The sequence below is a fragment of the Actinokineospora iranica genome, assembly GCF_900101685.1.
GTDB lineage: Bacteria > Actinomycetota > Actinomycetes > Mycobacteriales > Pseudonocardiaceae > Actinokineospora > Actinokineospora iranica.
In genome coordinates, this window is the sequence record NZ_FMZZ01000002.1 from 368841 (window position 1) to 392856 (window position 24016).

26 protein-coding genes are annotated in these 24016 nt (G+C 71.0%); 9 read left to right on the forward strand and 17 right to left on the reverse strand.

Features of this window, described 5'->3' with window-relative positions; translation table 11 throughout:
• Positions 1 to 11: 11 nt before the first annotated feature.
• Complete coding sequence (asnB, locus tag BLS56_RS07015; protein WP_091449096.1) at positions 12 to 1940, forward strand: asparagine synthase (glutamine-hydrolyzing); 1929 nt, start codon at positions 12 to 14, stop codon at positions 1938 to 1940.
• 42 nt (positions 1941 to 1982) lie between these two features.
• Here the strand turns inward: asnB and BLS56_RS07020 are convergent, their stop codons facing one another.
• Positions 1983 to 2249 carry a helix-turn-helix domain-containing protein gene (locus BLS56_RS07020; protein WP_091449097.1) on the reverse strand — a complete coding sequence of 89 codons (267 nt, stop codon included), beginning with the start codon at positions 2247 to 2249 and terminating at the stop codon, positions 1983 to 1985.
• 159 nt (positions 2250 to 2408) lie between these two features.
• Between BLS56_RS07020 and map the strand changes: the two genes are divergently transcribed.
• The gene (gene map / locus BLS56_RS07025) at positions 2409 to 3176 is read left to right on the forward strand and encodes a type I methionyl aminopeptidase (RefSeq protein WP_091449098.1); all 768 of its coding nucleotides are present in this window, start codon (positions 2409 to 2411) and stop codon (positions 3174 to 3176) included.
• A 324-nt stretch (positions 3177 to 3500) separates the two neighbouring features.
• Here map and BLS56_RS07030 read toward each other — a convergent pair whose 3' ends face one another.
• Positions 3501 to 4436, reverse strand: coding sequence for a carbohydrate kinase family protein (locus tag BLS56_RS07030; protein ID WP_091449295.1), 936 nt, complete (start codon positions 4434 to 4436; stop codon positions 3501 to 3503).
• A 209-nt stretch (positions 4437 to 4645) separates the two neighbouring features.
• On the opposite strand from BLS56_RS07030, the gene BLS56_RS31300 reads away from it, so the two are divergent.
• On the forward strand, positions 4646 to 4816 hold the full coding sequence (locus BLS56_RS31300) for a hypothetical protein (protein ID WP_175482710.1): 171 nt from the start codon (positions 4646 to 4648) through the stop codon (positions 4814 to 4816).
• Positions 4817 to 4892: 76 nt separating this feature from the next.
• Here the strand turns inward: BLS56_RS31300 and BLS56_RS07035 are convergent, their stop codons facing one another.
• Positions 4893 to 5255: a HesB/IscA family protein gene (locus BLS56_RS07035; protein ID WP_091449099.1), complete on the reverse strand. Its 363-nt coding sequence runs from the start codon at positions 5253 to 5255 to the stop codon at positions 4893 to 4895.
• 164 nt (positions 5256 to 5419) lie between these two features.
• Entirely contained in the window at positions 5420 to 6487 is a 1068-nt protein-coding gene (locus BLS56_RS07040) for a glycerate kinase family protein (protein ID WP_091449100.1), read from the reverse strand.
• Between the two features lie 43 nt (positions 6488 to 6530).
• Here BLS56_RS07040 and BLS56_RS07045 point away from each other — a divergent pair, with 43 nt between their 5' ends.
• From BLS56_RS07045 to BLS56_RS07055, 3 genes are all read left to right on the forward strand, one after another.
• The gene (locus BLS56_RS07045; protein WP_091449101.1) at positions 6531 to 7178 is read left to right on the forward strand and encodes a DUF3043 domain-containing protein; all 648 of its coding nucleotides are present in this window, start codon (positions 6531 to 6533) and stop codon (positions 7176 to 7178) included.
• Positions 7179 to 7232: 54 nt separating this feature from the next.
• Complete coding sequence (locus BLS56_RS07050) at positions 7233 to 8222, forward strand: aldo/keto reductase family protein (RefSeq protein WP_091449102.1); 990 nt, start codon at positions 7233 to 7235, stop codon at positions 8220 to 8222.
• Positions 8223 to 8284: 62 nt separating this feature from the next.
• Positions 8285 to 8497, forward strand: coding sequence for an FmdB family zinc ribbon protein (locus BLS56_RS07055; protein ID WP_091449103.1), 213 nt, complete (start codon positions 8285 to 8287; stop codon positions 8495 to 8497).
• Between the two features lie 54 nt (positions 8498 to 8551).
• Here the strand turns inward: BLS56_RS07055 and BLS56_RS07060 are convergent, their stop codons facing one another.
• The 9 genes from BLS56_RS07060 to nucS all read right to left on the reverse strand — a co-directional run bounded on the left by BLS56_RS07060 (position 8552) and on the right by nucS (position 18256).
• Positions 8552 to 10336 (reverse strand): 3-hydroxyacyl-CoA dehydrogenase family protein, encoded by a 1785-nt coding sequence (locus tag BLS56_RS07060; RefSeq protein WP_091449104.1) that lies wholly within the window; start codon positions 10334 to 10336, stop codon positions 8552 to 8554.
• Positions 10337 to 11029: 693 nt separating this feature from the next.
• Complete coding sequence (gene dhaM, locus BLS56_RS07065) at positions 11030 to 11695, reverse strand: dihydroxyacetone kinase phosphoryl donor subunit DhaM (RefSeq protein ID WP_091449105.1); 666 nt, start codon at positions 11693 to 11695, stop codon at positions 11030 to 11032.
• Positions 11692 to 12327: a dihydroxyacetone kinase subunit DhaL gene (dhaL, locus tag BLS56_RS07070; RefSeq protein WP_091449106.1), complete on the reverse strand. Its 636-nt coding sequence runs from the start codon at positions 12325 to 12327 to the stop codon at positions 11692 to 11694. The genes dhaM and dhaL overlap by 4 nt, the downstream gene beginning before the upstream one ends.
• Entirely contained in the window at positions 12327 to 13328 is a 1002-nt protein-coding gene (dhaK, locus tag BLS56_RS07075; protein ID WP_091449107.1) for a dihydroxyacetone kinase subunit DhaK, read from the reverse strand. Before dhaK ends, dhaL begins: the two co-directional genes overlap by 1 nt.
• A gap of 57 nt (positions 13329 to 13385) precedes the next feature.
• Positions 13386 to 14396 carry a DUF3558 family protein gene (locus BLS56_RS07080; protein ID WP_139190546.1) on the reverse strand — a complete coding sequence of 337 codons (1011 nt, stop codon included), beginning with the start codon at positions 14394 to 14396 and terminating at the stop codon, positions 13386 to 13388.
• Between the two features lie 58 nt (positions 14397 to 14454).
• On the reverse strand, positions 14455 to 14751 hold the full coding sequence (locus BLS56_RS07085; protein WP_091449109.1) for a hypothetical protein: 297 nt from the start codon (positions 14749 to 14751) through the stop codon (positions 14455 to 14457).
• A 12-nt stretch (positions 14752 to 14763) separates the two neighbouring features.
• Positions 14764 to 16461 (reverse strand): sodium:solute symporter family protein, encoded by a 1698-nt coding sequence (locus BLS56_RS07090; RefSeq protein ID WP_091449110.1) that lies wholly within the window; start codon positions 16459 to 16461, stop codon positions 14764 to 14766.
• Between the two features lie 204 nt (positions 16462 to 16665).
• Entirely contained in the window at positions 16666 to 17520 is an 855-nt protein-coding gene (locus BLS56_RS07095) for an alpha/beta fold hydrolase (protein WP_091449111.1), read from the reverse strand.
• Between the two features lie 76 nt (positions 17521 to 17596).
• A complete protein-coding gene (gene nucS, locus BLS56_RS07100) occupies positions 17597 to 18256 on the reverse strand; it encodes an endonuclease NucS (RefSeq protein WP_091449112.1) in 660 nt (219 codons plus the stop codon).
• An 86-nt stretch (positions 18257 to 18342) separates the two neighbouring features.
• Between nucS and BLS56_RS07105 the strand changes: the two genes are divergently transcribed.
• Positions 18343 to 18834, forward strand: a complete 492-nt coding sequence (locus BLS56_RS07105; RefSeq protein ID WP_091449113.1) for an NUDIX domain-containing protein — start codon at positions 18343 to 18345, stop codon at positions 18832 to 18834.
• A gap of 59 nt (positions 18835 to 18893) precedes the next feature.
• Here BLS56_RS07105 and BLS56_RS07110 read toward each other — a convergent pair whose 3' ends face one another.
• Positions 18894 to 19541, reverse strand: a complete 648-nt coding sequence (locus BLS56_RS07110; protein WP_228771438.1) for a response regulator — start codon at positions 19539 to 19541, stop codon at positions 18894 to 18896.
• The gene (locus tag BLS56_RS07115; protein WP_139190547.1) at positions 19538 to 20698 is read right to left on the reverse strand and encodes a sensor histidine kinase; all 1161 of its coding nucleotides are present in this window, start codon (positions 20696 to 20698) and stop codon (positions 19538 to 19540) included. The genes BLS56_RS07110 and BLS56_RS07115 overlap by 4 nt, the downstream gene beginning before the upstream one ends.
• A 169-nt stretch (positions 20699 to 20867) precedes the next feature.
• On the opposite strand from BLS56_RS07115, the gene BLS56_RS07120 reads away from it, so the two are divergent.
• Complete coding sequence (locus BLS56_RS07120) at positions 20868 to 21557, forward strand: hypothetical protein (RefSeq protein ID WP_324187502.1); 690 nt, start codon at positions 20868 to 20870, stop codon at positions 21555 to 21557.
• Between the two features lie 55 nt (positions 21558 to 21612).
• On the opposite strand, the gene BLS56_RS07125 is transcribed toward BLS56_RS07120, so the two are convergent.
• Positions 21613 to 22386, reverse strand: coding sequence for an enoyl-CoA hydratase-related protein (locus tag BLS56_RS07125; protein WP_091449116.1), 774 nt, complete (start codon positions 22384 to 22386; stop codon positions 21613 to 21615).
• Positions 22326 to 23267, reverse strand: a complete 942-nt coding sequence (locus BLS56_RS07130; protein ID WP_091449117.1) for an NAD(P)/FAD-dependent oxidoreductase — start codon at positions 23265 to 23267, stop codon at positions 22326 to 22328. Before BLS56_RS07130 ends, BLS56_RS07125 begins: the two co-directional genes overlap by 61 nt.
• 66 nt (positions 23268 to 23333) lie before the next feature.
• On the opposite strand from BLS56_RS07130, the gene BLS56_RS07135 reads away from it, so the two are divergent.
• Entirely contained in the window at positions 23334 to 23909 is a 576-nt protein-coding gene (locus BLS56_RS07135) for a helix-turn-helix domain-containing protein (RefSeq protein WP_091449118.1), read from the forward strand.
• Positions 23910 to 24016 lie beyond the last annotated feature (107 nt).

Below are 24016 nucleotides of genomic sequence, written 5' to 3' on the forward strand. Positions count from 1 at the left end.
GCGCGAAAAGCGTGTGCGGTCTTCTTGGCCTGGTCTGCCCTTCGGAAATGGATGCCACGGCGGCGCGCTCCGCGGTCGGCGCGGCGATGCGCTGCCAGCGCCACCGCGGCCCCGACGAGAGCGGGACCTGGACCGGCGGTGAGGCCGTCTTCGGCTTCAACCGGCTCGCGATGATCGACCTGGAGCACTCCCACCAGCCGCTGCCGTGGGGCCCGCCGGAGGCGCCCAACCGGTACACGCTGCTGTTCAACGGCGAGATCTACAACTACCTGGAGCTTCGGGCCGAGCTGACGCACCGGTTCGGCGCGCGGTTCACCACCGACGGCGACTCCGAGACGATCGTCGCGGCCTACCACTACCTCGGTGAGGCCGCGGTCACCCGGCTGCGCGGCATGTTCGCGTTCCTGATCTGGGACTCGGCGCGGCAGACGCTGTTCGGCGCGCGCGACCCGTTCGGCATCAAGCCGCTGTTCTACGCCGCGGGCCCCGGCGGGGTGGCGTTCTCCAGCGAGAAGAAGTCCATCCTGGAACTCGCGCCGCTGCTGGGGATCAAGCAGGAACTGGACCGGCGCTCGCTGCAGCACTACCTGACGCTGCAATACGTGCCCGAGCCCGCGTCGCTGCACAGCACGATCCACCGCATCGAGTCCGGCACGTCGTTCACGCTGACCCCCGGCGAGGAGCCGGTGACCAGGCGGTACTTCGTGCCGCGGTTCCGGCCGACCCCGGTGCACGGCCCGGCGGACGCCGAGGCGCTGTACTCGCGCATCGCCGAGGTCATGAGCGACTCGGTGCGGATGCACATGCGCGCGGACGTGACGGTCGGCTCGTTCCTCTCCGGCGGCATCGACTCCACCGCGATCGCCGCGCTGGCCCGCGAGCACAACCCGGACCTGGTGACGTTCACCACGGGCTTCGAGCGGCAGGGCTACTCCGAGGTCGACGTTGCCGCCGAGTCGGCCGCCGCGATCGGGGTCAAGCACGTGGTCCGCACGGTCTCGGCGCACGAGATGATGGAGGCCCTGCCGCTCATCGTCTGGTACCTCGACGACCCGGTGGCCGACCCGGCGCTGGTGCCGCTGTGGTTCATCGCGCGCGAGGCCCGCAAGCACGTGAAGGTCGTGCTGTCCGGCGAGGGCGCGGACGAGCTGTTCGGCGGCTACACGATCTACCGCGAGCCGCTGTCGCTGGCGCCGTTCGAGCGGGTGCCCGGGGCGCTGCGCAAGGTCCTGGGCAAGGTCTCCACGAAGATCCCCGACGGCACCCGGGGCAAGGACCTGCTGCGCCGGGGCGCGCTCAGCCTGGAGGACCGCTACTACGGCAACGCCCGCATCTTCCGCGACGACCAACTGCAGGCGGTGCTGCGCACGTTCGACCCGCGCGTCAGCCACAAGGACATCACCGCCGCGCACTACCGCGAGTCGGAGTCCTGGGACCCGGTGACCCGGATGCAGCACGTGGACCTCTACACGTGGCTGCGCGGCGACATCCTGGTCAAGGCCGACAAGATGACCATGGCGAACTCGCTGGAGCTGCGGGTGCCGTTCCTGGACCCGGAGGTGTTCCGGGTGGCGGCCGAGGTGCCGCTGGAGCAGAAGCTCACCAAGGAGACCACCAAGTACGCGCTGCGCCAGGCGCTGCGCCGGGTCGTGCCCGCGCACGTGCTCAACCGGCGCAAGCTCGGCTTCCCGGTCCCGATCCGGCTGTGGCTGCGCGAGGAGATGTACGACTGGGCCCGCGACATCGTCATGCAGTCGCAGACCGACGCGCTGGTCGACAAGAACGCCGTGATGCGCCTGCTTGAGGAGCACCGGGCGGGCACGCTGGACCACAGCCGCCGGATCTGGGCGCTGCTGGTGTTCATGATCTGGCACGGCATCTTCATCGAGCGCCGGATCACGGTGGTCCCGCCGGAGCCGCACTACCCGGTCAAGATCTGAGTCCGCGAGGGCCGTCCGCTTCGGGCGGCCCTCCGGTTTTTCTCAGGCCGACAGCAGTCCGGGCGTCGACGTCGTCGTGCGGGCGAGCAGATCGTCCAACGGCAGGTCGACCGCCGCCGCGATCGCCGCGACGGTGAAGAACGCGGGCGTGGGCACCCGCCCCCGCTCGATCTTGCGCAACGTCTCCACCGAGATCCCCGCCGCCGCGGCCACCTCGACCATGCTGCGGTCGGCCCGCGCCGCCCGCAGCAGGGCGCCGAGCAGTTCGCCCCGGTCACGCTCGTCCTGGCTCAGCGGTGGTCGCACCATGGGGCAATAGTAATACCGCTCCGGCCGGATCTACTGACGTCAGGGCGCTTGGCCCGGAAACCGGGCGACCCACTCCCATCCCGATCGCCGAGACCGCAGCCCGGGCAGCGGCCGCCCCTCAGGGCGAAACGGTACAACAATACCGGTATAGTTATCCGCATGATCGAGTTGAAGACACCCGGCGAGTTGGCCGCTATGCGGGCCGCGGGACAGGTTGTGGCGACCGCGTTGGCGGCGGTGCGGGACGCGGCGGCGGTGGGGGTGCGCCTGCTGGAGTTGGACGAGATCGCGCGGGACGTGCTGGCCACGCACAAGGCCAAGTCGTCGTTTCTGGACTACTTGCCAGGGTTCGCTCCGACGCCGTTTCCCGCGGTGATCTGCGCGTCGGTGAACGGGGTGATCGTGCACGGGATTCCGGACCGCACCAGGCTGCGCGACGGGGACCTGGTCAGCATCGACTTCGGGGCGAACATCGACGGCTGGCACGGGGACTCGGCGGTGTCGTTCGTGGTCGGGGCGGCGCGGGCGGCGGATGTGGCGATGATCTCGGCCGCGGAGCGGGCGCTGGCGGCGGGTATCGCCGCCGCGGTGCCGGGCGGGCGGCTCGGGGACATCGGGCACGCCGTCGGCAGCGTCGTCCGCGCGGGCGGGTACGGGATGCAGGACGACTTCGGCGGCCACGGGGTCGGCCGCGCCATGCACGAGCCCCCGGGCGTGCCCAACGAGGGCAGGCCGGGGCGCGGACTGCGACTGCGACCGGGGATGGTGCTCGCCATCGAGCCGATGCTGCACGCGGGCGGCCAGGACGACTACGCGGTCGACGGCGACGGCTGGGCCCTGCGCACCACCGACGGCAGCCGAGCCGCCCACGTCGAGCACACGGTCGCGATCACCGAAGACGGGCCGCGCATTCTAACCGCGCTGTGAGTTTCGCCGCCGTCAGTTGTCCACATACCCATTGGTGATCCACCGGCCTGCCGACCCTGTTCCTCCCGCTGACCTGCGCCGATAGGATGGATCAGGGACGGTCCCCCAGGGCGGGTGGGCTTTGTTGTGGGGCGCTTCGTCGTGGGGGCACTTCGTCGGGGGCGGCGGACGGCGGAGCGGGCGGGAAATAGGGACGTTCGATGAGCGCGGCGGTGCCGCTCGCCGCTCGGTGGGCAGCCCACGGGATCGGCTGCTTCCCACGGGCGCGTGGAAACAAGGACGCGGGCCTTCGGAGGTCCGAAGGCCCGCGTCCTCGACGGTGGGTCAGCCGGGCAGGACGGCTTCGATCTCGGCGGCGGCGTCCGGGCCGAAGGCGCCGCTGATCCGGGAGGTGGCCTCGGCCTTGCGGAAGGTCCACTCCTGGGTGCCGATGGTCTCCAGGACCAGGACGGCGACCAGGGAGCCAAGCTGGGCGGACCGCTCCAGGCTCAGGCCCTGGGTCAGGCCTGCGAGGAACCCTGCCCGGAAGCCGTCGCCGACGCCGGTCGGGTCGGCCTTGCTGGTCTCGGGGACGGCGCTGACGTGCAGGACGGAGCCGTCCTTGGCGACGATTTCGACGCCCTTCTCGCCCAGGGTGGTGATGCGCAGGCCGACGCGGTCCATGACCTCCCGCTCGGACCAGCCGGTCTTCTGGCGCAGCAGTTCCCACTCGTAGTCGTTGGTGAACAGGTAGTCGGCGCCGGTGATGAACGCCTGGATCTGGTCGCCGGGCATCCGGGCCATCTGCTGGGACGGGTCGACGCCGAAGCGGTAGCCGCGCTGGCGGCACTCGTCGGCGTGCCTGAGCATCCCCTCGGGGTCGTCCGGGCTGATCAGGACCAGGTCGAGGCCGCCGACGCGCTCGGCGATGGGGGAAAGCTCGATGAGCCGGGACTCGGACATGGCGCCCGCGTAGAACGAGGCGATCTGGCACATGTCGTCGTCGGTGGTGCACACGAACCGGGCGGTGTGGGCGATCTCGGAGATCCGCACGCCCGAGCAGTCGACGCCGTGGCGCTCCAGCCAGGACTGGTAGTCGGCGAAGTCGGCGCCCACCGCGCCGACCAGGACCGGCGACACACCGAGCACACCGAGCCCGAAGGCGATGTTGGCCCCGATGCCGCCGCGGCGGACGACCAGGTCGTCGACCAGGAAGCTCAGCGAGAGCCGGTGCAGCTGCTCGGCGACAAGCTGCTCGGCGAACCTTCCTGGGAAGTGCATCAGGTGATCGGTGGCGATGCTTCCGGTGACGGCAACGGGCACGAGGGCCCTCCCTGTCTAGGCGGGTCGACGGCGGTTCCGGCGTCGAACTCGGTCTGGGCGGCGATCATGGGTGCCGAACCACCCGCGGGGGTGGTCTCAGATCACCTTTGAACACTACCGTTCCGTAGCCCTGGGAACCGTCCGCCACTGGGCTTACCCTGCGGTGGATGAGCACACGAGAGCCAGACACCATGACCGAGCTGATCGCGGACTGCGCGTCCATCCCCACCGCTCTCAGGGCGGGCCCGGCGCCCCGGCAGCAGCCCCGCGCTGTCGGGACGTGGACGGTCAACGAAGCCTGTCACGCCCAGGTCGCCGACCTGGACGAGTACGTCTGACCCCGGTCCCGAAACGCCGAAAGGGCCACGATCGAGTGATCGCGGCCCTTGTTCGGCGTCCGGTGACGTCCGAGGATCAGTGGAACGAGTCGCCGCAGGCGCAGCTGCCGCCCGCGTTCGGGTTCTCGATCGTGAAGCCCTGCTTCTCGATGGTGTCGACGAAGTCGATCACGGCGCCCTGGACGTAGGGGGCGCTCATCCGGTCCACGGCGACCTTGAGGCCGTCGAAGTCGCGGAACAGGTCGCCGTCGAGCGTGCGCTCGTCGAAGAAGAGCTGGTAGCGCAGGCCTGCGCAGCCACCGGGCTGGACGGCGATGCGCAGGTGCATGTCGTCGCGGCCCTCCTGGTCGAGCAGAGCCTTGGCCTTGACAGCTGCGGCTTCGGACAGCTCCACACCGTGGGTCGTGGCCTCGGTGCTCGATTCCTGAGCGGTCGTCATCGTTCTCCCTAGGGAAGGTCCTACTCGGGCGTACGCCCGGCACAACAGTGTGGGCGCGGACTTTGTTCCGTGCTCTCTCCATGGTGACACAATCGAGCCCGAAACTGTTCCCGGTGCGACGCACCGTGCCCGTCTCCTGGCTTGACCGGGCACGACGCGCTCACTCAGAGCCACTGCCGCGCGACGTGCTCGGCCAGGTCGGCGAGGGTGCCCGCCGGATCGGCGAGCGCCGCGGCCACCGAGCCCGCGTGCTCGGCCACCGAGTACGCGGCCTCCACCCCCGCCGCGGCGGCCTGCCTGCGCCCGACGCCGACCTGCCCGGCCAGCACCAGGCACGGCACACCCCGCTCGGCCGCCGCGGCGGCGACGGCGGTCACCAGCTTGCCGCGCAGGGACTGCCAGTCGAAGCTTCCCTCGCCGGTGACCACCAGGTCGGCGTGGTCGAGGGCCTGGTCGAGCCCGGTCGCCGAGCGCACCAGCCGCGCCCCGGACACCGCCTCGGCGCCCAGCGCGAGCAGGGCGAACCCGAGTCCGCCCGCCGCGCCCGCACCCGGCTCGGCGCGCGGATCACGCCCCAGTCGGCTGGCGACGTCATCGGCCCACGCCGCCAACCGGGCCTCCAGCCGCTCGACCGCGGCCGGGTCGGCCCCCTTCTGCGGCCCGAACGTGACCGCGGCGCCATGCGGGCCGAGCAGCGGGTTCTCCACATCGACCGCCGCCACCAGCCGCGGCCCGAACAGGGCGGCGACGCCGGGCAAGTCCAGCGGCTCGCCCACGCGCTCCGACAAGGCGGCCAGTGCGCCCTTGCCGCCGTCGGTCGTGGCCGAGCCGCCGAGACCGACGACGACGGTGTGGGCGCCAGCCGCGCGGGCCGCGGCGATCAGCTCGCCGACGCCGTGGGTGGTCGCGGTCTCGCAGGCCGTGGGGCGTCGGGCGGGTGGGACCAGGTGCAGGCCGATGGCCTCGGCTGACTCCACATACGCGGTGCCGTCGTGGAAAAGCCAGCGCGCCTCGACGGGGTCGCCCAGGGGGCCGATGACGGTGCGCCGGTGGACGGCGCCGCCGAGGGCAGCGTGCAGGACGTCGACGAAGCCGGGGCCGCCGTCGGCCAAGGGGCGGGGGACGAGCCGGGCGGCTGGCGCGCCCCTGGCCCAGCCCGCCGCGATGGCCTCGGCGGCCTGCGCCGCGGTCAGCGTGCCGCCGAACGAGTCCGGCGCGATGACGACTCGCACGGCCGCAGCGTAGCGAGCGCGGGCCTTGTCATACCCTGTCGACGTGAGGTTCCTTCGCCGCAGCGCAGCCGACAGCCCCGACACCGAGCAGGTCGATGAGGCCGCCGTGACGGTGGGCGAGACGAACAAGGCGCGCACGCCGGGCAAGGGCAGGCCGACGCCCAAGCGCCGCGAGGCAGAGGGCCGCAAGCGCGGGCCGGTCCCGCCGCCGCCGAAGACCACCCGGGAGGCGATGCGCCGCGCGCGCGGCAGCAAGGAGGAGCGCAAGGCGCTCGCCGCCAAGCGCCGGGAGCAGCGCATCGAGCAGCGCAAGCGGATGAACGAGGGCGACGACCGCTACCTCATGCCGCGCGACCGGGGCCCGGTCAAGGCCTACATCCGCGATCTCGTGGACGCCAAGCGCAACCTGCTCGGCCTGTTCATGCCGCTGGCCGTCGTGGTGTTCGTCGCGCTGCTCGCGCCGTCGCTGGCGGTGCAGCAGTACGCGACGCTGGCGTGCCTGCTGATGCTGATCATGATGGTGATCGAGGCCGTCCTCAACGGCCGCCGCATCGCCAAGCTGGTGCGCGCGAAGTTCCCCAAAGAGAACATCCGCGGCTTCTCGACGGGCTGGTATGCCTTCGTCCGCGCCACCCAGCTGCGGAAACTGCGCGTGCCCAAGCCGCGCGTGTCCCCCGGCGACACCGTCTGAAGAGCCGTCTGAGACAGGTGGCCGGTTCTTAGCAAGGCGAAGTAGATTGCGGTCATGGAGTTTCGTCGCCTTGGCCGCAGCGGCCTGAACGTCTCTGAGATCTCATACGGTAACTGGATCACCCACGGCTCGCAGGTCGAGGAGGACGCCGCGCACGCCTGTGTGCGCGCCGCCCTCGACGCGGGCATCACCACGTTCGACACCGCGGACGTCTACGCGAACACCAAGGCCGAGTCGGTGCTCGGCCGCGCGCTCAAGGGCCAGCGCCGGGAGGGGCTGGAGATCTTCACCAAGGTCTTCTGGCCGACCGGCCCCGGCGGGCCCAACGACCGCGGGCTGGGCCGCAAGCACATCATGGAGTCGGCCAACGCCTCGCTCAAGCGGCTCGGCACCGACTACGTCGACCTCTACCAGGCGCACCGCTTCGACCGGACGGTGCCGCTTGAGGAGACCTTCCTCGCCTTCGCCGACCTGGTGCGCCAGGGCAAGGTCCTCTACGTCGGGGTCTCGGAGTGGACCGCGGAGCAGATCACCCGGGGCGCGGCGCTGGCGCGGGAGCTCAACGTGCCGCTGATCTCGAACCAGCCGCAGTACTCGATGCTGTGGCGGGTCATCGAGGAGCAGGTCGTGCCCGCGTCCGAGCGGGAGGGCATCTCGCAGATCGTGTGGTCGCCGATCGCGCAGGGCGTGCTGACCGGCAAGTACCAGCCGGGGGCGACGCCACCGCCGGGGTCCCGCGCGACCGACGAGGCCAGCGGCAAGGGCTTCATCGCCAACTGGCTGCGCGACGACGTGCTCACCGCCGTGCAGAACCTCAAGCCGCTCGCCGACGATGCCGGGCTGTCGCTGGCGCAACTCGCGGTGGCGTGGGTGCTGCAGAACCCGAACGTGGCCTCCGCGATCATCGGCGCGTCGCGGCCCGAGCAGGTCGGGGAGAACGCGAAGGCCGCGGGCGTCAAGCTGGACGCGGACCTGCTGGCGAAGATCGACTCGGTGCTGGACGGCGTGATCGAGCGCGACCCCAGCCTGACCGTCACCCCGTGACGCCCGCACGGCTGCCAGATGGAATCTGAGCAGGCACAAATCTGAGCAGGCACAATAGGTGCGTGCCTACCTATGAGTTCCGTTGCCGCGAGTGTGGATCGACCTTCGACGTGAACCGGCCGATGAGCGAGTCGTCCGCGCCCGCGCCGTGCCCGCGGGGGCACGACGACACGGTCAAGCTGCTCACCATGGCCGGGCTGGCAGGCAAGGCGGGCGCGCCTGCCGCCCCCGCTGGCGGTGGCGGCGGGTGCTGCGGCGGCGGCTGCTGCGGCTAGCACTGGAAAGCGAACGGCCCCCGCACTCACGCGGGGGCCGTCGCTGTGTCCAGGCTACTTCTTGGTGTAGTCGCGGAAGCCCTTGCCGGTCTTGCGACCGAGGCGGCCCGCGGTGACCAGGTGCTCCAGCAGCGGGGCGGGCGCGAAACCGGCCTCGTGGAACTCGTTGTAGAGGGTGCGCTCGATGGCGAGCGAGACGTCCAGGCCCACGACGTCGAGCAGCTCGAACGGCCCCATCGGCAAGCCGCAGCCGACCTTCATGGCGGCGTCGATGTCGTCGGCCTCGGCGTAGTGCGCCTCCAGCATCTTGACCGCGTCGTTGAGGTACGGGAACAGCAGCGCGTTGACGATGAAGCCCGCCCGGTCGCCGCAGTGCACCGGCTGCTTGCCGATTTTGCGGCAGATCGCGTCGGCGGTGGCCACCACGTCCGCGCCGGTGGAGATCGTCTCCACGATCTCGACCAGCTTCATGATCGGGGCCGGGTTGAAGAAGTGCAGGCCCACCACGTCCGCCGGGCGCGAGGTGGCCGCGGCGCACTCGATGACCGGCAGCGACGAGGTGGTGGTGGCCAGGATCGCGCCCGGCTTCACCGCCTTGTCCAGGGCGCCGAACACCTCCTGCTTGATCGCCAGCTCCTCGGCGACGGCCTCGATGACCAAGTCGCAGTCGGCCAGTTCCTCGAACTCCACCGCCGGCGCGACGCGGGCGAGCACAGCGTCACGGTCCTCTTCGGACAGACGCCCCTTGGCGACCTGGCGGTCGAGGGACTTGCGGACCTTGCCGACGGCGGCTTCCGCCTTCTCGGCGCTGCGGGCGCGCAGCACGACGTCGTATCCCTTGCGGGCGAACACCTCCACGATGCCGGTGGCCATCGTGCCGGTGCCGACCACGCCGACCCGCTGGATCTCGCGCACCGGGACGTCGCTGCCGCCCGCGGCGGCCGGGGTCAGCTCGTCGGCGACGACGGTCGGCGAACCCGGGCCGTCGTAGGTGTAGAAGCCGCGCCCGGTCTTGCGGCCAAGCAGGCCCGCGGTGATCATCTGCTTGAGGATCGGGGCGGGCGCGTGCAGCCGGTCGCGCGACTGCGCGTACATGGTGTCGAGGATCTCGTACGCGGTGTCCAGCCCGATCAGGTCGAGCAGCGCCAGCGGGCCCATCGGGTAGCCGCAGCCGTAGCGCATGGCGGCGTCGAGGTCCTCGCGGGTGGCGTACTTGGCCTCGTACATCGACACGGCGTGGTTGAGGTAGCCGAACAGCAGCGCGTTGGCGATGAAACCGGCGCGGTCGCCGATGACGACCGGCTCCTTGCCCAGCGTCCGCGCGAACTCGACCACATCGGCGACCACGTCCGGCTCGGTCATCACCGTGCGCACGACCTCGGTCAGGTTCAGAACCGGGGCCGGGTTGAAGAAGTGCAGACCCACGACCTTGCCCGGCCGTCCAGTCTGGACACTGATCTCGGTGATCGACAGCGACGAGGTGTTGGAAGCCAGAACGGCCTCCGGCTTCACGATCTTGTCCAGCTCACCGAACACCTTGGCCTTGAGCTCAAGCTGCTCGGGAACCGCCTCGATCACCAGGTCGGCGTCGGCGAGGTCGGCCAGCGCGGTGCTGTAGCTGATGCGCCCCAACAGATCCGCGCGCGCGGCCTCGTCCAGCTTGCCCTTGGCCAGCGCCCGCCCGGTGGAGTGCTCGATGTGGCCCCGCCCCCGCGCGACGGCAGCGTCGTCGACCTCCACCGCCACGACCCGCACCCCAGTGCGAGCCAGTACCTCGGCGATGCCCGCGCCCATCGTCCCGAGCCCGACAACGCCAACGGTGGAGAACTCACGCGCCACAGCTACCTCCGCAGTCACTTTGGACAGCACCCAAGACGCTACCTGCCGGTAACATCATCGCCTGATACTGCCATGCCCCTGGGCGAACTCCAGGTGAACTGCACCACTGGACCGGTTCACGGTGAAGTTGGGGTTACCGGGGTTAGCCCCTGGTGAGTACTTCGGTGCCGCTGGCCTGCCACTGGGCCTGGCTGTGTTGGTTGGCTCGATGGGGGCAGGCTTCGGGGTTGGGTGGGTTGCTCGACGGAGTGGAGTGGCAGGGGGACGAGTAGTGCTGCTCTGGCCCGTCTAGCACCTGGCAGAGTCGGTGCGGCTTTACGGGGGACGGGTGTGTTCCTTGGCCCAGGTTAGGCGCGGCTGGCAGATGCTCCGGTGCGCTGCTCTGCCCCATTGAGCAGTTGGCGAACACCGGTGCGGCCTGGCAGGAGGGCGGGTGTGACTGCGGCTTGGCCCGCGCGCCCAAGTGCCTTCGCCCACCCAAACCGACCCCCGAACGGCCTGTTTTCGCCGCCCCACGGCCCCCACCGCAAAGCCCACCCTCCCTGGGGGACCATCCCTGATCCATCCTATCGTCGCAGGTCAGCGCGGGGAAGAGGGGCCGCCGGGGCTGTGGATAACTCGCGATCATGAAGCCGGGGCGGGGTGCTGAGTGGGTGATGGGTGGCACGTTCACCCGGGAGTGGCAGGTGGGGGTCAGTCGCCGAAGTTGTGGGTGGCCAGGTCGCCGATGCGGCGTAGGGCCTCGGTGGCGTCGGGGCCGGTGGCGGTGACGGTCACCTGGTCGCCGCCGGTCGTGCCTAGGGAGAGGAGGGCCAGGACGCTGCGGGCGTTGGCGGAGTGGCCGCTGAAGGAGACGGTCACCTCGGCGTCGAGGCCGGTGAGGGTGCTGGCCAGGAGGGCGGCGGGGCGGGCGTGGAGGCCTACGGCGTTGGTGAGGACGATCTCCAGGCCGTCTTCTGGGTCGACGGGTTTGTCGGACGCGAGGTCGGTGAGGGCGGACGCGGCGGCGGACAGCACGGCGTCGAGGGTGGCTCCGCCTTGGGCGGCCACGGCTGCGGCGACCGCCCCTTCCACCAGTGGGGCGTCGACCACTACCGCGTCGGATGGGTCGCCGAGCATCTCGACGGCCAGGTCGGCGACCATTTTGGCGCTGCCGAGGTCGTAGAGCAGGACCACGCCCGCACCGGACTGGGCTTGGGCCACCGCGTCGGACACGGCGTCGAAGTCGGTGCCCAGTCCGCCCGCCAGACCGCCTGCCGCGATGAGGGGCACGTCCGGCGCCATCTGCCGGGCCAACTCCACCACGCCCTCGGCGAGCCGCCCGCTGTGCGAGACGACGACCACCCCGACGCGCCTCACGCTCCCGCCGCCGAGTCCGCGAAGGAGCGCAGGAGCAGGGCGGACGACCGTGCGCCGGGGTCCAGGTGGCCGACGCTGCGTTCGCCCAGGTAGGAGGCGCGTCCTTTGCGCGCGATCAGGGGCACGGTGGACTCCGCCCCGGCCTCGGCCGCGTCAGCCGCGGCGCGCAGCACCTCCGCCAACTCTCCTGCGACGGCGGCCGTCTGTTCGGCGGCGTCGGCGGCGGGGGTGAGGGCGTCGACCATCGTCTTGTCCCCGACTTCCGCTTTGCCTCGGGCGACCACCCCGCCGACTGCCGCTCGCAGGGCCGCGGCCACCGATTCGGGTGTCAGCACCGGGGCGTCGCCGAGGGCGGTGGCCGCGCGCAGGAACGCCGTGCCGTAGAGGGGACCGGCTGCGCCGCCGACCTTGGAGATCAAGGTCGTCGCCACCAGTTTCAGCACCGCGCCGGGGTTATCGGGAACTTCACCGTCCAAACTGGACACTACGAAACCGAATCCGCGCTCGAGGTTCTCGCCGTGGTCGGCGTCGCCGATGGCCTGGTCGAGGCGGACCAGTTCGTCGCGGTGAGTGGTGATCACCGCGGCCGCCGCGCGGATGGCTGCGGCCACCGCGGCCGCGTCGCAGGGCATCAGAGGCCCCAGCGGAGGGCGGGGGTGTGGACGGGGGCGTCCCACCAGCGCAGGAGTTCGTCGTCGAGGCGCAGCATGGTGAGGCTCATCCCCTGCATCTCCAGGCTCGTGATGAACGGCCCGACCAGTCTGCGCTCCACCGCGATTCCGCGCTCGGCCAGCCGTCTTTCCGCGATGCCGTGGGCCAGGTACAGCTCCAGCAGCGGGGTGCCGCCCATCGAGTTGGTGAACAGCAGAACGCGGTCGCCCTCGGTGAACGGCAGGTCGGACAGGATCGGGTCGAGCAGGGCGGTGACGATGCCGTTGGCGTCCGCCAACGCTGCGCGGCGCCTGCCGGGTTCGCCGTGGATGCCGATGCCGACTTCCATCTCGTCCCCGGCGAGGGTGAAGCTGGGCTCCCCGACGTGTGGCACGGTCGGGGCCGTGAGTGCCATGCCCATCGACCGGGTGTTCGCGATCACCGTGCCTGCCAGGCGTTCGCAGGTGTCGAGGTCGGCGCCCGCTTCCGCGGCGGCGCCGACGATCTTCTCCAGCGGCACCGTGCCGCCGACGCCGCGGCGGCCCGCGGTGTACAGGGAGTCCTGCACGGCCACGTCGTCATCGATCACCACCGTGCGCACGTCGACGCCGTCGGCGGCGAGCAGTTCGGCGGCGGTCTCGAAGTTGAGGACATCACCGGTGTAGTTCTTGACCACCAACAGAATCCCGGCACCACCGTCCACTTGCGACACAGCGGCCTGAACCTGGTCGGGGGTCGGCGAGGTGAAGACCGCCCCGGGGCAGGCCGCGTCGAGCATCCCTGGGCCGACGAAGCCGGTGTGCAGCGGCTCGTGGCCGGAGCCGCCCCCGGAGACCACCGCGACCTTGCCGCGCACCGGGGCGTCCGCCCGGGCCACCACGGCCGGGTCCTCGGTGACCCGCAGCAGGCCGGGATGCGCTGCGGCCAGGCCGCGCAGCGCGTCGGCGACCACGTCGGCGGGGTCGTTCACGATCTTCTTCATCGGGCCTCCCGACCAGGCGGAACCGCTCTCGTTCCTACACCCGGCAGGCCGCCCTGGCTAGCGGGAAGGCAGCCTCGGGATGAGCGCCTTGGCCACGGCCTGGGTCTTCGCGCAGGCGTCCTCGTCCGGCTGGGGCTCGTAGCGGCTGTAGTCGATGCTGACGACCTCGGCGATCTCGGAGTCCGCCGGGTACGGCACGTGCGCCCACTCCAGCCTGCACCGCACTCCCGAGTTGGTCTCGTGCTTCTGCTGCGCGGTCACGCCGCCGCCCAGGTTGACCGGGGTGGTCTCGGCCGCCTCGGCGAGGTCGTCGGGCTTGGTGCCGATCTTGAAGGTGATCGAGAAGGAGTTCCCGGCCGCGTTCCAGTCGCACGTGTGCAGACCGCTCGGCCGCGGTTTCGCGCCGTCGTCGATCACCGGTGTGAGCGCGGATTCGGGGACCAGCGTGCACGGCTCCAGATCGACCAGGGTGCCCTTGGCCAGTTCGAGCAGCGGGGCGTCGTCGCGGATGCGGTTGACCACGGTCTCCAGCAGCTTGCGGCCCGGGGTGCACAGGTCGCCCGGGCCGTCGCCGCCGGTCTGCACGGTGATGCCGCGCGCGGGGTCGCGCTCGGTGATGGCGGTGACGAAGCAGGCGGTCTTGTCGTTCAACTCGGACTCGCTCGCCTCCAGGCCGCCGATGGTCTTCGTGGTCTTGGCCTGGCTGCCGCTGGCCAACTCACCGAGGGTGAGGGTGAAGTTCAGCTCCTTGCCGTCGGTGTCCTTCATGTAGTTGGAGCACAGGACGTAGTCGCGGAGTCTGCTGTTCGCGGGCTCGCCGAACGCGGTGAGCGTCTCGGTGTCCATGAGCCCGCACGGGTTGACCTTGCGCAGGTTCTCGGCCTTGAACGGGTCGCCGCCCGAGGTCTTCGACGGGCCGGACGGGCCGTCGCCGGTTCCGCCGAGGTCGGCCGTGGCGGGCACGGTCGTGCGCTGGTAGGTGGTCTTCGCCAGGTCGACGCCCGAGCCGCAGCCCGCGAGCGTCACCGCCGCCAGGCACGCCGCGGCCAGTCGTGTTGAGCCCCTCACGGGCCAAACCGTAGTCACCCGGTCGGGCGACCGCGCGGCTAACCCACCAATCCGCAGCTCACGGGGTGTCCACTGCGTCCTTTCCCTGGGCGTCCTTTCCCTGGGCGTCCTTCCCCTGGGCGTCCTTCTCCGGCACCGTGAGCGGGCGCAGCACGACCCACAGGGCGAACAGCGCCGCCGCGACGAGCATGGCGACGCCCATCCACAGGTTGACGTTGATGCCGCCCGCCTTGTCCAGGTCCTCCTGGGAGGTGGCCGCGATGCCCATCACCGTCAGCACCAGGCCGTAGACGCCGAACAGCAGGGCCAAGATGCCGCGCAGGTCGAACAGTCCGGCGCGCTTGCGGTCGGTCATGGCCGTCCTCCCTCACCAGAAGATGATGTTGAGCGCCAGGGTCAGCGCGAGCACGCCCGCCGCCAGCACGCCGGGCTTGCGGTACCAGCCCGCGTTCTCCCCGGTCGCGTCGTGCCGGAGCTGGTCGCGCGGGGTCAGTGACCACACCAGCCCGACCAGCTCGGCCGCGGGCTTGGGCCGGGTCACCAGCGACACCGCGACGCTGACCACGATGTCGACCGCGAACGCCGCGCTCGCCGCCACGAAGCTCGCCCCCTGCCCGGCCAGGTGCAGCACACCGGCGCGGTTCAGCACGTCCACCGTGATCGCCGCCCCGGTGCCCGCGATCAGCCCGAGGCCGCCCGCGAGCGGGGTCATCCGCTTCCAGAACATGCCGAGGATGAACGTGGCGAACAGCGGCGCGTTGAAGAAGCCGAACAGGGTCTGGAGGTAGTCCATGATGTTGTTGAAGCTGGCGGCGATGAACGCGGTCCCGATCGCGGCGAGGCAGCCCAGGACGGTGACGATGCGGCCGACGCGCAGGTAGTAGCCGTCCGGTTTGTCCTTGCGCACATAGGACTGCCACAGGTCGTAGGTGAACACGGTGTTGAAGGAGCTGACGTTCGCGGCCATGCCCGCCATGAACGCGGCCAGCAGCCCGGTGATCGCGATGCCGAGCATCCCGTTGGGCAGCAGGTCGCGGATGAGCAGCAGGATCGCGTTGTTGTAGGTGACGCCGCCCTCCGCCGTGCCGCCGGATGCCTTGTACGCGGCCAGTTCCGGCGACAGCACGGCGGCGATCATGCCCGGGATGATGATGACCAGCGCGATGAACGTCTTGGGATACGCGCCGATCAGCGGGGTGCGCCGGGCGGCCGACATGCTCTTGGCCGACATCGCGCGCTGCACCTCGGCGAAGTTCGTCGTCCAGTAGCCGAACGAGAGCACGAAACCGAGCCCGAACACGATGCCCAGCACCGAGAGCGTCGCGCTGCCGATGCCGGTGATGTTGGTGCCCGGCCAGGAGTTCAGCTGCTCGGCCGCGGTGGCGGGACTGGCGGCGCGGATCTTGTCCACCAGCCCGTCCCACCCGCCGACCCGGTGCAGCCCGACGAAGGTGAGCGGCAGCAGCATCGCGACGATCACGAAGAACTGCATGACCTCGTTGTAGACGGCCGCGGAAAGCCCGCCGAGTGACGTGTAGGCCAGCACGATCGCGGCGGCGACCACGACCGACAGCCACAGCGGCCAGCCGAGCAGCAGGTTGACCACGGTGGCGAGCGCGAACAGGTTGACGCCCGCGATCAGCACCTGGGCGGTGGCGAAGCTGAGCCCGTTGACCAGGTGCGCGAACTTTCCGAAGCGGCGCAACAGGAACTCCGGGACGCTGCGGACCTTGGAGCCGTAGTAGAACGGCATCATCACCAGGCCGAGGAACACCATCGCCGGGATCGCGCCGATCCAGTAGTAGTGCATCGTCGGGATGCCGTACTGCGCGCCGTTGGCCGTCATGCCGAAGATCTCCACGGCGCCGAGGTTCGCGGAGATGAACGCCAGGCCGGTCACCCACGCGGGCAGCGAGCGGCCGGAGAGGAAGAAGTCGAGGCTGCTCGACACCGACCGCCGCGCGAGCGCCCCGATGCCCAGGACCATCACGAAGTAGACACCCAGCAGGATGTAATCGATGGGAGCCGCGTCCAGCCGCAGGTCGGCCTCGGCCAGTAGGTGCATACGTCCACCCGCCCATTCCCTCACCAGTGATCGGGATCAGCATGGCCCCGCGCGGCGGTCACCGCACGGCGACACGTCAGCTCCGACGCTTCGCGCTCCGGACAATCGACGCGCGGCCGGGCACGGCCACGCGGACCGGAAGGCTTCGGGAGTCGGCGGAATCGTGGAAGCGGCCCCCAACGGCGGCTCCTCGCCCGGCAGGTGTCAGCGGCGGACCGTGTCCTGATCGCCCGCGGTGACGAACGAGCGGATGGCCTCGGCGAGCTGCTCCGGCTGGTCCTCCGGGACCAGGGTGCCGCTGTCGGCGATCTCGACCAGACGCCCGCGCGGGAACAGCTCGGCGAGGCGCCTGCCGTGCTCCTGGGGCATCAGCCGGTCCTGCCCAGCCCAGACGACGAGGACCGGCCGGTCGAACCGGCTCTGGCGCTCGGCCCACTCAAGCAGGACGCGCTTGCCGGGCACCGACGTGACGTACTTGCGCAGGTCACGCCGAATGGTCGGGTTGGTCAGCGACGGGTTGAGCCAGCGGTCGAGAACGTCGTCGGGGATGCCGTGGACGGTCATCCCGCCCCACGCCTGCGGCCGGTTGCGCAGGAACCGCGACCGCAGCGGCAACAACGCCAGCGAGAGCGCGCCAGGCGCCTTCGCCGCCTTCGCCACCACCCGCGCCGCCCCCTTCGGCGGGTAGTTGTCGAACGCCTCGCAGGCGACCAGCACCAGCTTGCCGACCCGCTCGTCCAGGTTCTCCGACACCAGCAGCTGGCCGCCACCCCAGTCGCAACTGACCAACGTCACCTCCCGCAGATCCAACGCGGCGAGAAAGTCGGCGACGATCTTGGCCTGCCCGGGGAGACTGAGGTCGGCGTCGGGCCGCATCGGGACCCGGTGCCCGCCCAGCGGCAGCGTCGGCAGGACACAGCGCAGGCCGGTGAGGCCGGGCAGAACCTTGCGCCACAGGGTGTGGTCCATGGTGAGCCCGTGCAACAGCACCACGACAGGACCGTCGCCCCCGGTGTCCTCGTAGTGAATCCTGCCCGCGGGCACCATCACGTCCGGCACGAGGCGCCTCCCGGTGGGTGAGCGGAAACTGATCTACCACCAGGATAGGCACGACCCGCCCGGCCGCGCCGGGCGTTCAGAACAAGCGGAACTCGTCGGACTCGATGCCGCGCAGGGAGTCGTAGTCGAGGGTGACGCAGCGGATGCCGCGGTCCTCGGCGAGGACCTTCGCCTGCGGCTTGATGATCTGGGCGGCGAAGACGCCCTGGACCGGGGCCAGCAGCGGGTCGCGGTTGAGCAGTTCCAGATATCTGGTGAGCTGTTCCACGCCGTCGATGTCCCCGCGGCGCTTGATTTCCACGGCCACCGAGGCGCCCGCGGCGTCGCGGCACATGATGTCGACCGGGCCGATGGCGGTGGGGAACTCGCGGCGGACCAGGGAGTAGCCCTCGCCCAGGGTGGTGATGTGCTCGGCCAGCAGCTCCTGCAGGTGCGCCTCGACGCCGTCCTTGACCAGGCCGGGTTCCGCGCCCAGCTCGTGCTTGGAGTCGTGGAGGATTTCCTCCAGGGTGATGACCAGCTTCTCGCCCGCCTTGTTCTGCACCACCCACATGCCGGGCTCCTCGATGAGCCAGCAGGGCGGCGTCATCCAGTTCAGCGGCTTGTAGGCGCGGTCGTCGGAGTGGACCGACAGCGAGCCGTCGGCCTTGACCAGCAGCAGCCGGTTGGCCATCGGGAGGTGGGCGGTCAGCCGTCCGGCGTAGTCGACCTGGCAGCGAGCGATCACAAGACGCACGGGTGGCAGGTTAGTCCGGGGCGGGGGCGGGCAGGATCGGGGGCGTGGAATCTCTCGACTCGACACAGGTCTATGCCAATGCGTGGATGACCGTCCGCGAGGACGCCGTCCGCCGCCACGACGGCAGCGCGGGCATCTACGGCGTCATCGACAAACCTGACTACGCGCTGGTCATCCCGCTCGACGGGGAGCGGCTGATGCTGGTGGAGCAGTTCCGGTACCCGGTGGGCGCGCGGCGCTGGGAGTTCCCGCAGGGGACGGCGCCGAACCGGGCGGATGTGGACCCAGACGAGCTCGCGGCGCGGGAGTTGCGGGAGGAGACCGGTTTGCGCGCAGCGAGCATCGTCCGCATCGGGTCGCTGGATGTGGCACCGGGGATGACGAGCCAGCGGGGGCACGTGTACCTCGCCACGGGGCTGGAAGAGGGCGTGGCCGAGCGGGAAACGGAGGAGCAGGACATGCGCGCGGGCTGGTTCCCGCGCGCCGAGTTCGAGGCGATGATCCGCGACGGCCGGATCACCGACGCGCAGTCCATCGCCGCCTACACCCAGTTGCTGCTGCACGAGCACCACCAGTGACCGGCCGCGCGGACCGCCGCGCAGGCTCGGGCTCGCCGGGCAGGTGGTGAGCGCGGCGGTCAGCCCACCAGGCCCGCTTCCTGGGCCAGCACCGCGGCCTGCACGCGGGAGCGCAGGTCGAGCTTGGTCAGGACCCGCGACACGTGGGTCTTGACCGTGGCCTCGCCGATGCCGAGCTTGCGGGCGATCTGCTGGTTCGACAGGCCCTCGCCGACGCACACCAGCACGTCGGTCTCCCGGTCGGTGAGCTGGTCGAGGCCGGGGTTGCGGACCGCGGCCTTGGCCTCGGCCGCGGCGAAGGCGCTGATCAGGCGGCGGGTGACGCTGGGCTCGATGACCGCGTCGCCCGCCGCGACGATGCGGACCGACTCGATGAGCCGACGGGCGTCGACGGACTTCAGCAGGAAGCCCGCCGCGCCTGCGCGGAGCGCGCCGTAGACGTAGGAGTCCATGTCGAAGGTGGTCAGGACCAGGACCGGGCACACCCGCGCGGCCACCAGCCGCCGGGTGGCCTCGATGCCGTCGACGTCGGGCATCCGGACGTCCATGAGCACCAGGTCGGGCCGCAGCGCGGTGGCCTTGCGCACGGCGGCGGCGCCGTCCTCGGCCTCGGCGATCACCTCGATGTCCTCGGCGCCGTCGAGGATCATGCTCAGCCCGGCCCGGATCGCCGCGTGGTCGTCGGCCACCAGCACCCTGATCGTCACTCGCCCTCCACCGGAAGCTCGGCGCGCACGCGCCATCCCCGCTCGCAGGGACCCGCGAGCAGCACCCCCCCGACCGCCTGCGCGCGCTCGGTCATGGTGATCAACCCCGTGCCGGACGCGTTGAGCGCGCCGCCCGCGCCGTCATTGACCACTTGGACCACCAGCGTCCGGTCCGCCTGCCGCACGCTCACGTCGGCGGCCGCGCCCGGGGCGTGCTTGGCCGCGTTGGTGAGCGCTTCCTGAAGAATCCGGTAGGCGGACAGGTCGACAGCGGCGGGCAGGTCGGCGGGCACGTCGGTGTCGGCGCGCACCCGCAGCCCCGACGCCCGCGCCGACCGCAGCAGGCGGTCGAGTTCGCGCAGGCGGGCGGGTGAGGTCAGCTCGTCGTGGCCGTCCTGCGCGCGCAGCAGCCCGATCATCGCCCGCATCTCGGTGAGCGAGGCGACACTGTTCTCCCGCACCGACCGAAGCACCGTCCGCACCGTCTCCGGGTCGCCGTCCTGCAACGACAGCAGGGCCTCGGACTGGATGGCGATCGCCGACAGATGCCCGGCGATGACGTCGTGCAGGTCCCGCGCCATGCTCGCCCGCTCCGCGTTGACGGCCGCCTCCCGGTCCAGCTCGGCGATCCGGGCGAGCTGGTCGGCCCTGGCCCGCTCGGCCTCGGCGATCTCCCGCTGCTGCCGGACGTTCAACGCCCACCACACCGGCACCAACGGCAGCGGGCACACCCCAAGAAATATCAGCAACGACGTCCGCAGGTCGTCCGCGAGAACCAACGCCGCGACGAGCGTCCCCACCATGAACACCCCGGCGAGGACGACAAGCACCTGACTGCTGCGCCGAGACCCGTTGAGCACCGCCGCGTAGAGCTGGTCCCCCGCCACGAGCAAGACGGGCAGCGACACCCCCATCGCCGCGTCGACCGCCCACAGCGGCAGCGCCGCCACCAACGCGGGCACCGCCGCCCGCTCCCGCCCGAGTTGCAGCAGGCTCATCCCGCCGAGCACCAGCACCCGCGCCCAGTCCGGCCCCGGAAGCAGCCCCCCGTGCCCCACCAGCGGAAAATCCACCGCGAACAACACGCAGCCAAGCCCGAAGGTGAGCACCGCGTGCCACACCGGACTGCGCCACGGCCGCCGCCACGTCACACGCACCACCCCATCACAACACAGCCACCCACCCCCGTCGTCATCCGGAAAACGGTCCCCCGGGTCCCCCAAAGTGATGACCCACCCCCCACCACCACGCCGACGCGCACCCCCACCCACCCCCACCACACTCGGCCCCGTGGGGAACTTCTTCGACTGGATCACCGAAAACCCGATGGTCGCCCTGATCGCCGCCTGCGAGGTCGGCTTCTGGGTCCTGCTCGGCGCGGGCCTGCTGGCCCGCTACCTGCTGCGCTGGCGCAGAACCAGCGTCGCACTGCTGGTGGCCACCCCGGCCCTGGACGTGGTGCTGCTGACAGCGGCCGTCATCGACATCGGCAACGGCGGCCACGCCACCACCGCCCACGCCCTGGGCGCGGCCTACCTGGGTTTCAGCGTCGCTTTTGGTCACAGCATCATCCGCTGGGCAGACCAACGCGCAGCCCACCGCTTCGCGGGCGGCCCCCCACCCCAGCGCCCACCCAAACGAGGCCCAGAACGCCAGCGCCACGAATGGCGAGAATGGGCCAAGTGCCTCGTGGCCTGCTCCATCGGCGTCGCGGTACTGGCCCTGCTGTCCTTCGTAGTGGGCACCCCCGACCGCACCGAGGTCCTGTGGTCCTCCTGGATCCCCAGGCTGGCCACCATAACCGCCATCTGGTTCGCAGTGGGTCCACTATGGACACTGTTCGACCCCAAAAAGCAGACGCCTGAACCAATCCCCGAAGACCAGTCGGCAGACCAAGCCCCAAATGCCCAGTGGGAGCGGGCAGGACAACACACTCACCCTGCAACCGCACCGAAAGCTGCCAGATGCTCGGCGGGAGCGGGACAGGACACCCGCCCTCCTGCCAACGAAGCCTGACCCTGCCAGGTGCTCGATGGGGTGGAGTGGTTTCCTTGGGGGTGGAAGCCCACGATCAATCAGGCCACACAGCCGCCCGCTTCTCCAGAAACGCGGCCATCCCCTCCCGAGCCCCAGCCAGCTGGGAAGCCGCGGCCATCACCTCAACCGCGACCGCATAAGCATCCCCCTCAGGCCGATCCAGCTGCGCGTAAATCGTCCGCTTCCCCCACCCCTTGGACACCGCACTCCCCCGCGTCGCCCGCCGCACCAGCTCGGCCACCGCGGCATCCAACGACTCATCAGCCACGACCTGATTCACCAGCCCCCACCGCTCCGCGGTGACAGCGGTGATCACATCCCCGGTCAACGCGAGCTCCATCAACCGTTTCCGCCCAACCGACCGCGCCACCGGCACCGCGGGCGTGTGGCAGAACCACCCGCCCGCGCCCCCCGGCAACGCGAACCCGGCCGATTCCGAAGCCACCGCCAGATCGCAAGACGCGACCAACTGGCACCCCGCCGCCGTGGCCAGCCCATGCACCCGAGCCACCACCACCTGCGGCACCGCTTCGATGGTCCGCATCAACTCCGTGCACAGCAGCACCAGCTCCCGCACCCCGCCCAGATCCCGCGCGGCCACGTCACCGAAGTCGTGGCCTGCGCAGAACACCGGCCCCTCCCCCGCCAACACGATCCCGGTGGCGTCAGACTCCCCGGCCGAGCGGAACGCGGCCAGCAGTTCCGTGAGATGGTCGTACGACAGCGAGTTCCGCCGCGCGGGCCGGTTCATCGTGATCCGGACGACGCTGTTCTCCCGGGAGACCAAGATGTGCTGGTAGTCGGCCATCTCTCGACGGTAGCGCGCTCGACTTCCTCGGTCACCAGGTCGTTGTTGATCGCGATCGCCGCCCGGGCGCCCGCGCCAGCGGCCGTGACGACCTGCGCGAAGGGGTCCACGACGTTGCCCGCCGCGTAGACACCGGGGACGCTTGTCAGCCCGACGGCGTCGACGGCGACCCAGCCTTCCGGGGTCTGCGCGCAGCCGAGATCGAGCAGCAGCCCGGACCGGCCGACGAACCGCGGCCCGACGAACACCGCCGCCCGCTCGACGACCCGGCCGTCGGCCAACGACACGCCCCGCGGCCCGACGGCGGCCACCCGCCCGTCGACCACGTCGACACCGCGGGCCGCGAGCCGTCGCCGGTCGTCCGCAGGCACCGGCATCTCATTGGCGAAGAGCACGACGTCCGCCGACCACTGCCGGATCAGCAGGGCCAGGTGGACGTTCGCGAGCACGCCCAGAGCCTGGTCGCGGACCTCGTAGCCGTGGCAGTACGGGCAGTGCGCCACATACCGCCCCCAGCCCTCGCGCACCCCGGGCAGGTCCGGTAGCTCGTCCACCAGCCCGGTCGTGACCAGCAGCCGCCGGGCCCGCAGGTCCCGGTCGCCGACGCGCACGCGGAAGCCCGGCGCGACCGAGGTGACCGCGCCGTCGATCAGCTCCACCCCGTACCCGGCCACCTCCGCCCGCCCGATCGCGAGCAGGTCGGCGGGCGGGGCGCCGTCGCGGGTCAGGAAGCCGTGCGCTGCCGTCGCCGGGGCGTTGCGGGGCTCGCCCGCGTCCACAACCGCCACCGTTCTGCGGGCCCGGCCCAGCACCAGGGCCGCGTTCAGCCCGGCGGGCCCGCCGCCCACGATCACCACGTCGAACACTTTGGAATCCGTCATGGCCCCGACGGTCCGCTCATCCGTGCCGGAATGCCAAATCTCTTGCCGTTATGGCAAGCTGGGCGCATGGATGTCAGCCAGGTTCTCGCCGGGATCGGCGCACGGCTCAAAGCGGTCCGGCAGGAGCGCGGCACGACCCTGGCCGCGTTGGCCGCCGAGACCGGGATCTCGGTCAGCACCCTGTCGCGGCTGGAGTCGGGCAACCGGAAGGCGACACTGGAGTTGCTGCTGCCGATCGCCCGCGCGCACGGGGCCGACCTGGACGAACTGGTCGGCCTGGGCACCACACCGGACCCGCGGGTGCGCGCCGCCCCGAAGACGGCAGACGGGCGCACGTACTGGCCGCTCACCGCGGCGCCGGGCCAGCCGCGGGCGTTCAAGGTCCTGATGCCTGCCACGGACGACCCACCCGATCTGCGCACGCACGAGGGCTACGAGTGGCTCTTCGTCCTCAGCGGACGGCTGCGGCTGATCCTCGGCCAGCACGACCTGACCATGGCGCCCGGCGAAGCGGCCGAGTTCGACACCCGCGTGCCGCACTGGCTGGGCAGCGCGGGCGACGGCCCGGTCGAGGTGCTGATCCTGTTCGGACGCCAGGGCGAGCGCGTCCACCTGCGCACGCGGGGAACCCGGGGAAACTGACCACGGGCGCGAGAACACCGACGACAAGCACGGGAAGCCGACGGCAGCGCGGAAACACCGACGGCGGGCGCGGATACATTGACGGCGGGCGTCGATGGCCGCTGGGG

Bases quoted from the DNA above. Each gene is read 5' to 3' on its own strand.
- BLS56_RS07105 (WP_091449113.1), top strand. From the start codon at position 18,343: ATGACCGTCCGCGAGGACGCCGTCCGCCGCCACGACGGCAGCGCGGGC.
- dhaL (WP_091449106.1), bottom strand. From the start codon at position 12,327: ATGCCCTGCGACGCGGCCGCGGTGGCCGCAGCCATCCGCGCGGCGGCC.
- BLS56_RS07130 (WP_091449117.1), bottom strand. From the start codon at position 23,267: ATGACGGATTCCAAAGTGTTCGACGTGGTGATCGTGGGCGGCGGGCCC.
- dhaK (WP_091449107.1), bottom strand. From the start codon at position 13,328: ATGAAGAAGATCGTGAACGACCCCGCCGACGTGGTCGCCGACGCGCTG.
- BLS56_RS07030 (WP_091449295.1), bottom strand. From the start codon at position 4,436: ATGCACTTCCCAGGAAGGTTCGCCGAGCAGCTTGTCGCCGAGCAGCTG.
- BLS56_RS07125 (WP_091449116.1), bottom strand. From the start codon at position 22,386: ATGGCCGACTACCAGCACATCTTGGTCTCCCGGGAGAACAGCGTCGTC.
- BLS56_RS31300 (WP_175482710.1), top strand. From the start codon at position 4,646: ATGAGCACACGAGAGCCAGACACCATGACCGAGCTGATCGCGGACTGC.
- BLS56_RS07050 (WP_091449102.1), top strand. From the start codon at position 7,233: ATGGAGTTTCGTCGCCTTGGCCGCAGCGGCCTGAACGTCTCTGAGATC.
- BLS56_RS07090 (WP_091449110.1), bottom strand. From the start codon at position 16,461: ATGCACCTACTGGCCGAGGCCGACCTGCGGCTGGACGCGGCTCCCATC.
- BLS56_RS07120 (WP_324187502.1), top strand. From the start codon at position 20,868: ATGGTCGCCCTGATCGCCGCCTGCGAGGTCGGCTTCTGGGTCCTGCTC.
- BLS56_RS07135 (WP_091449118.1), top strand. From the start codon at position 23,334: ATGGATGTCAGCCAGGTTCTCGCCGGGATCGGCGCACGGCTCAAAGCG.
- BLS56_RS07035 (WP_091449099.1), bottom strand. From the start codon at position 5,255: ATGACGACCGCTCAGGAATCGAGCACCGAGGCCACGACCCACGGTGTG.
- map (WP_091449098.1), top strand. From the start codon at position 2,409: ATGATCGAGTTGAAGACACCCGGCGAGTTGGCCGCTATGCGGGCCGCG.
- BLS56_RS07085 (WP_091449109.1), bottom strand. From the start codon at position 14,751: ATGACCGACCGCAAGCGCGCCGGACTGTTCGACCTGCGCGGCATCTTG.
- BLS56_RS07020 (WP_091449097.1), bottom strand. From the start codon at position 2,249: ATGGTGCGACCACCGCTGAGCCAGGACGAGCGTGACCGGGGCGAACTG.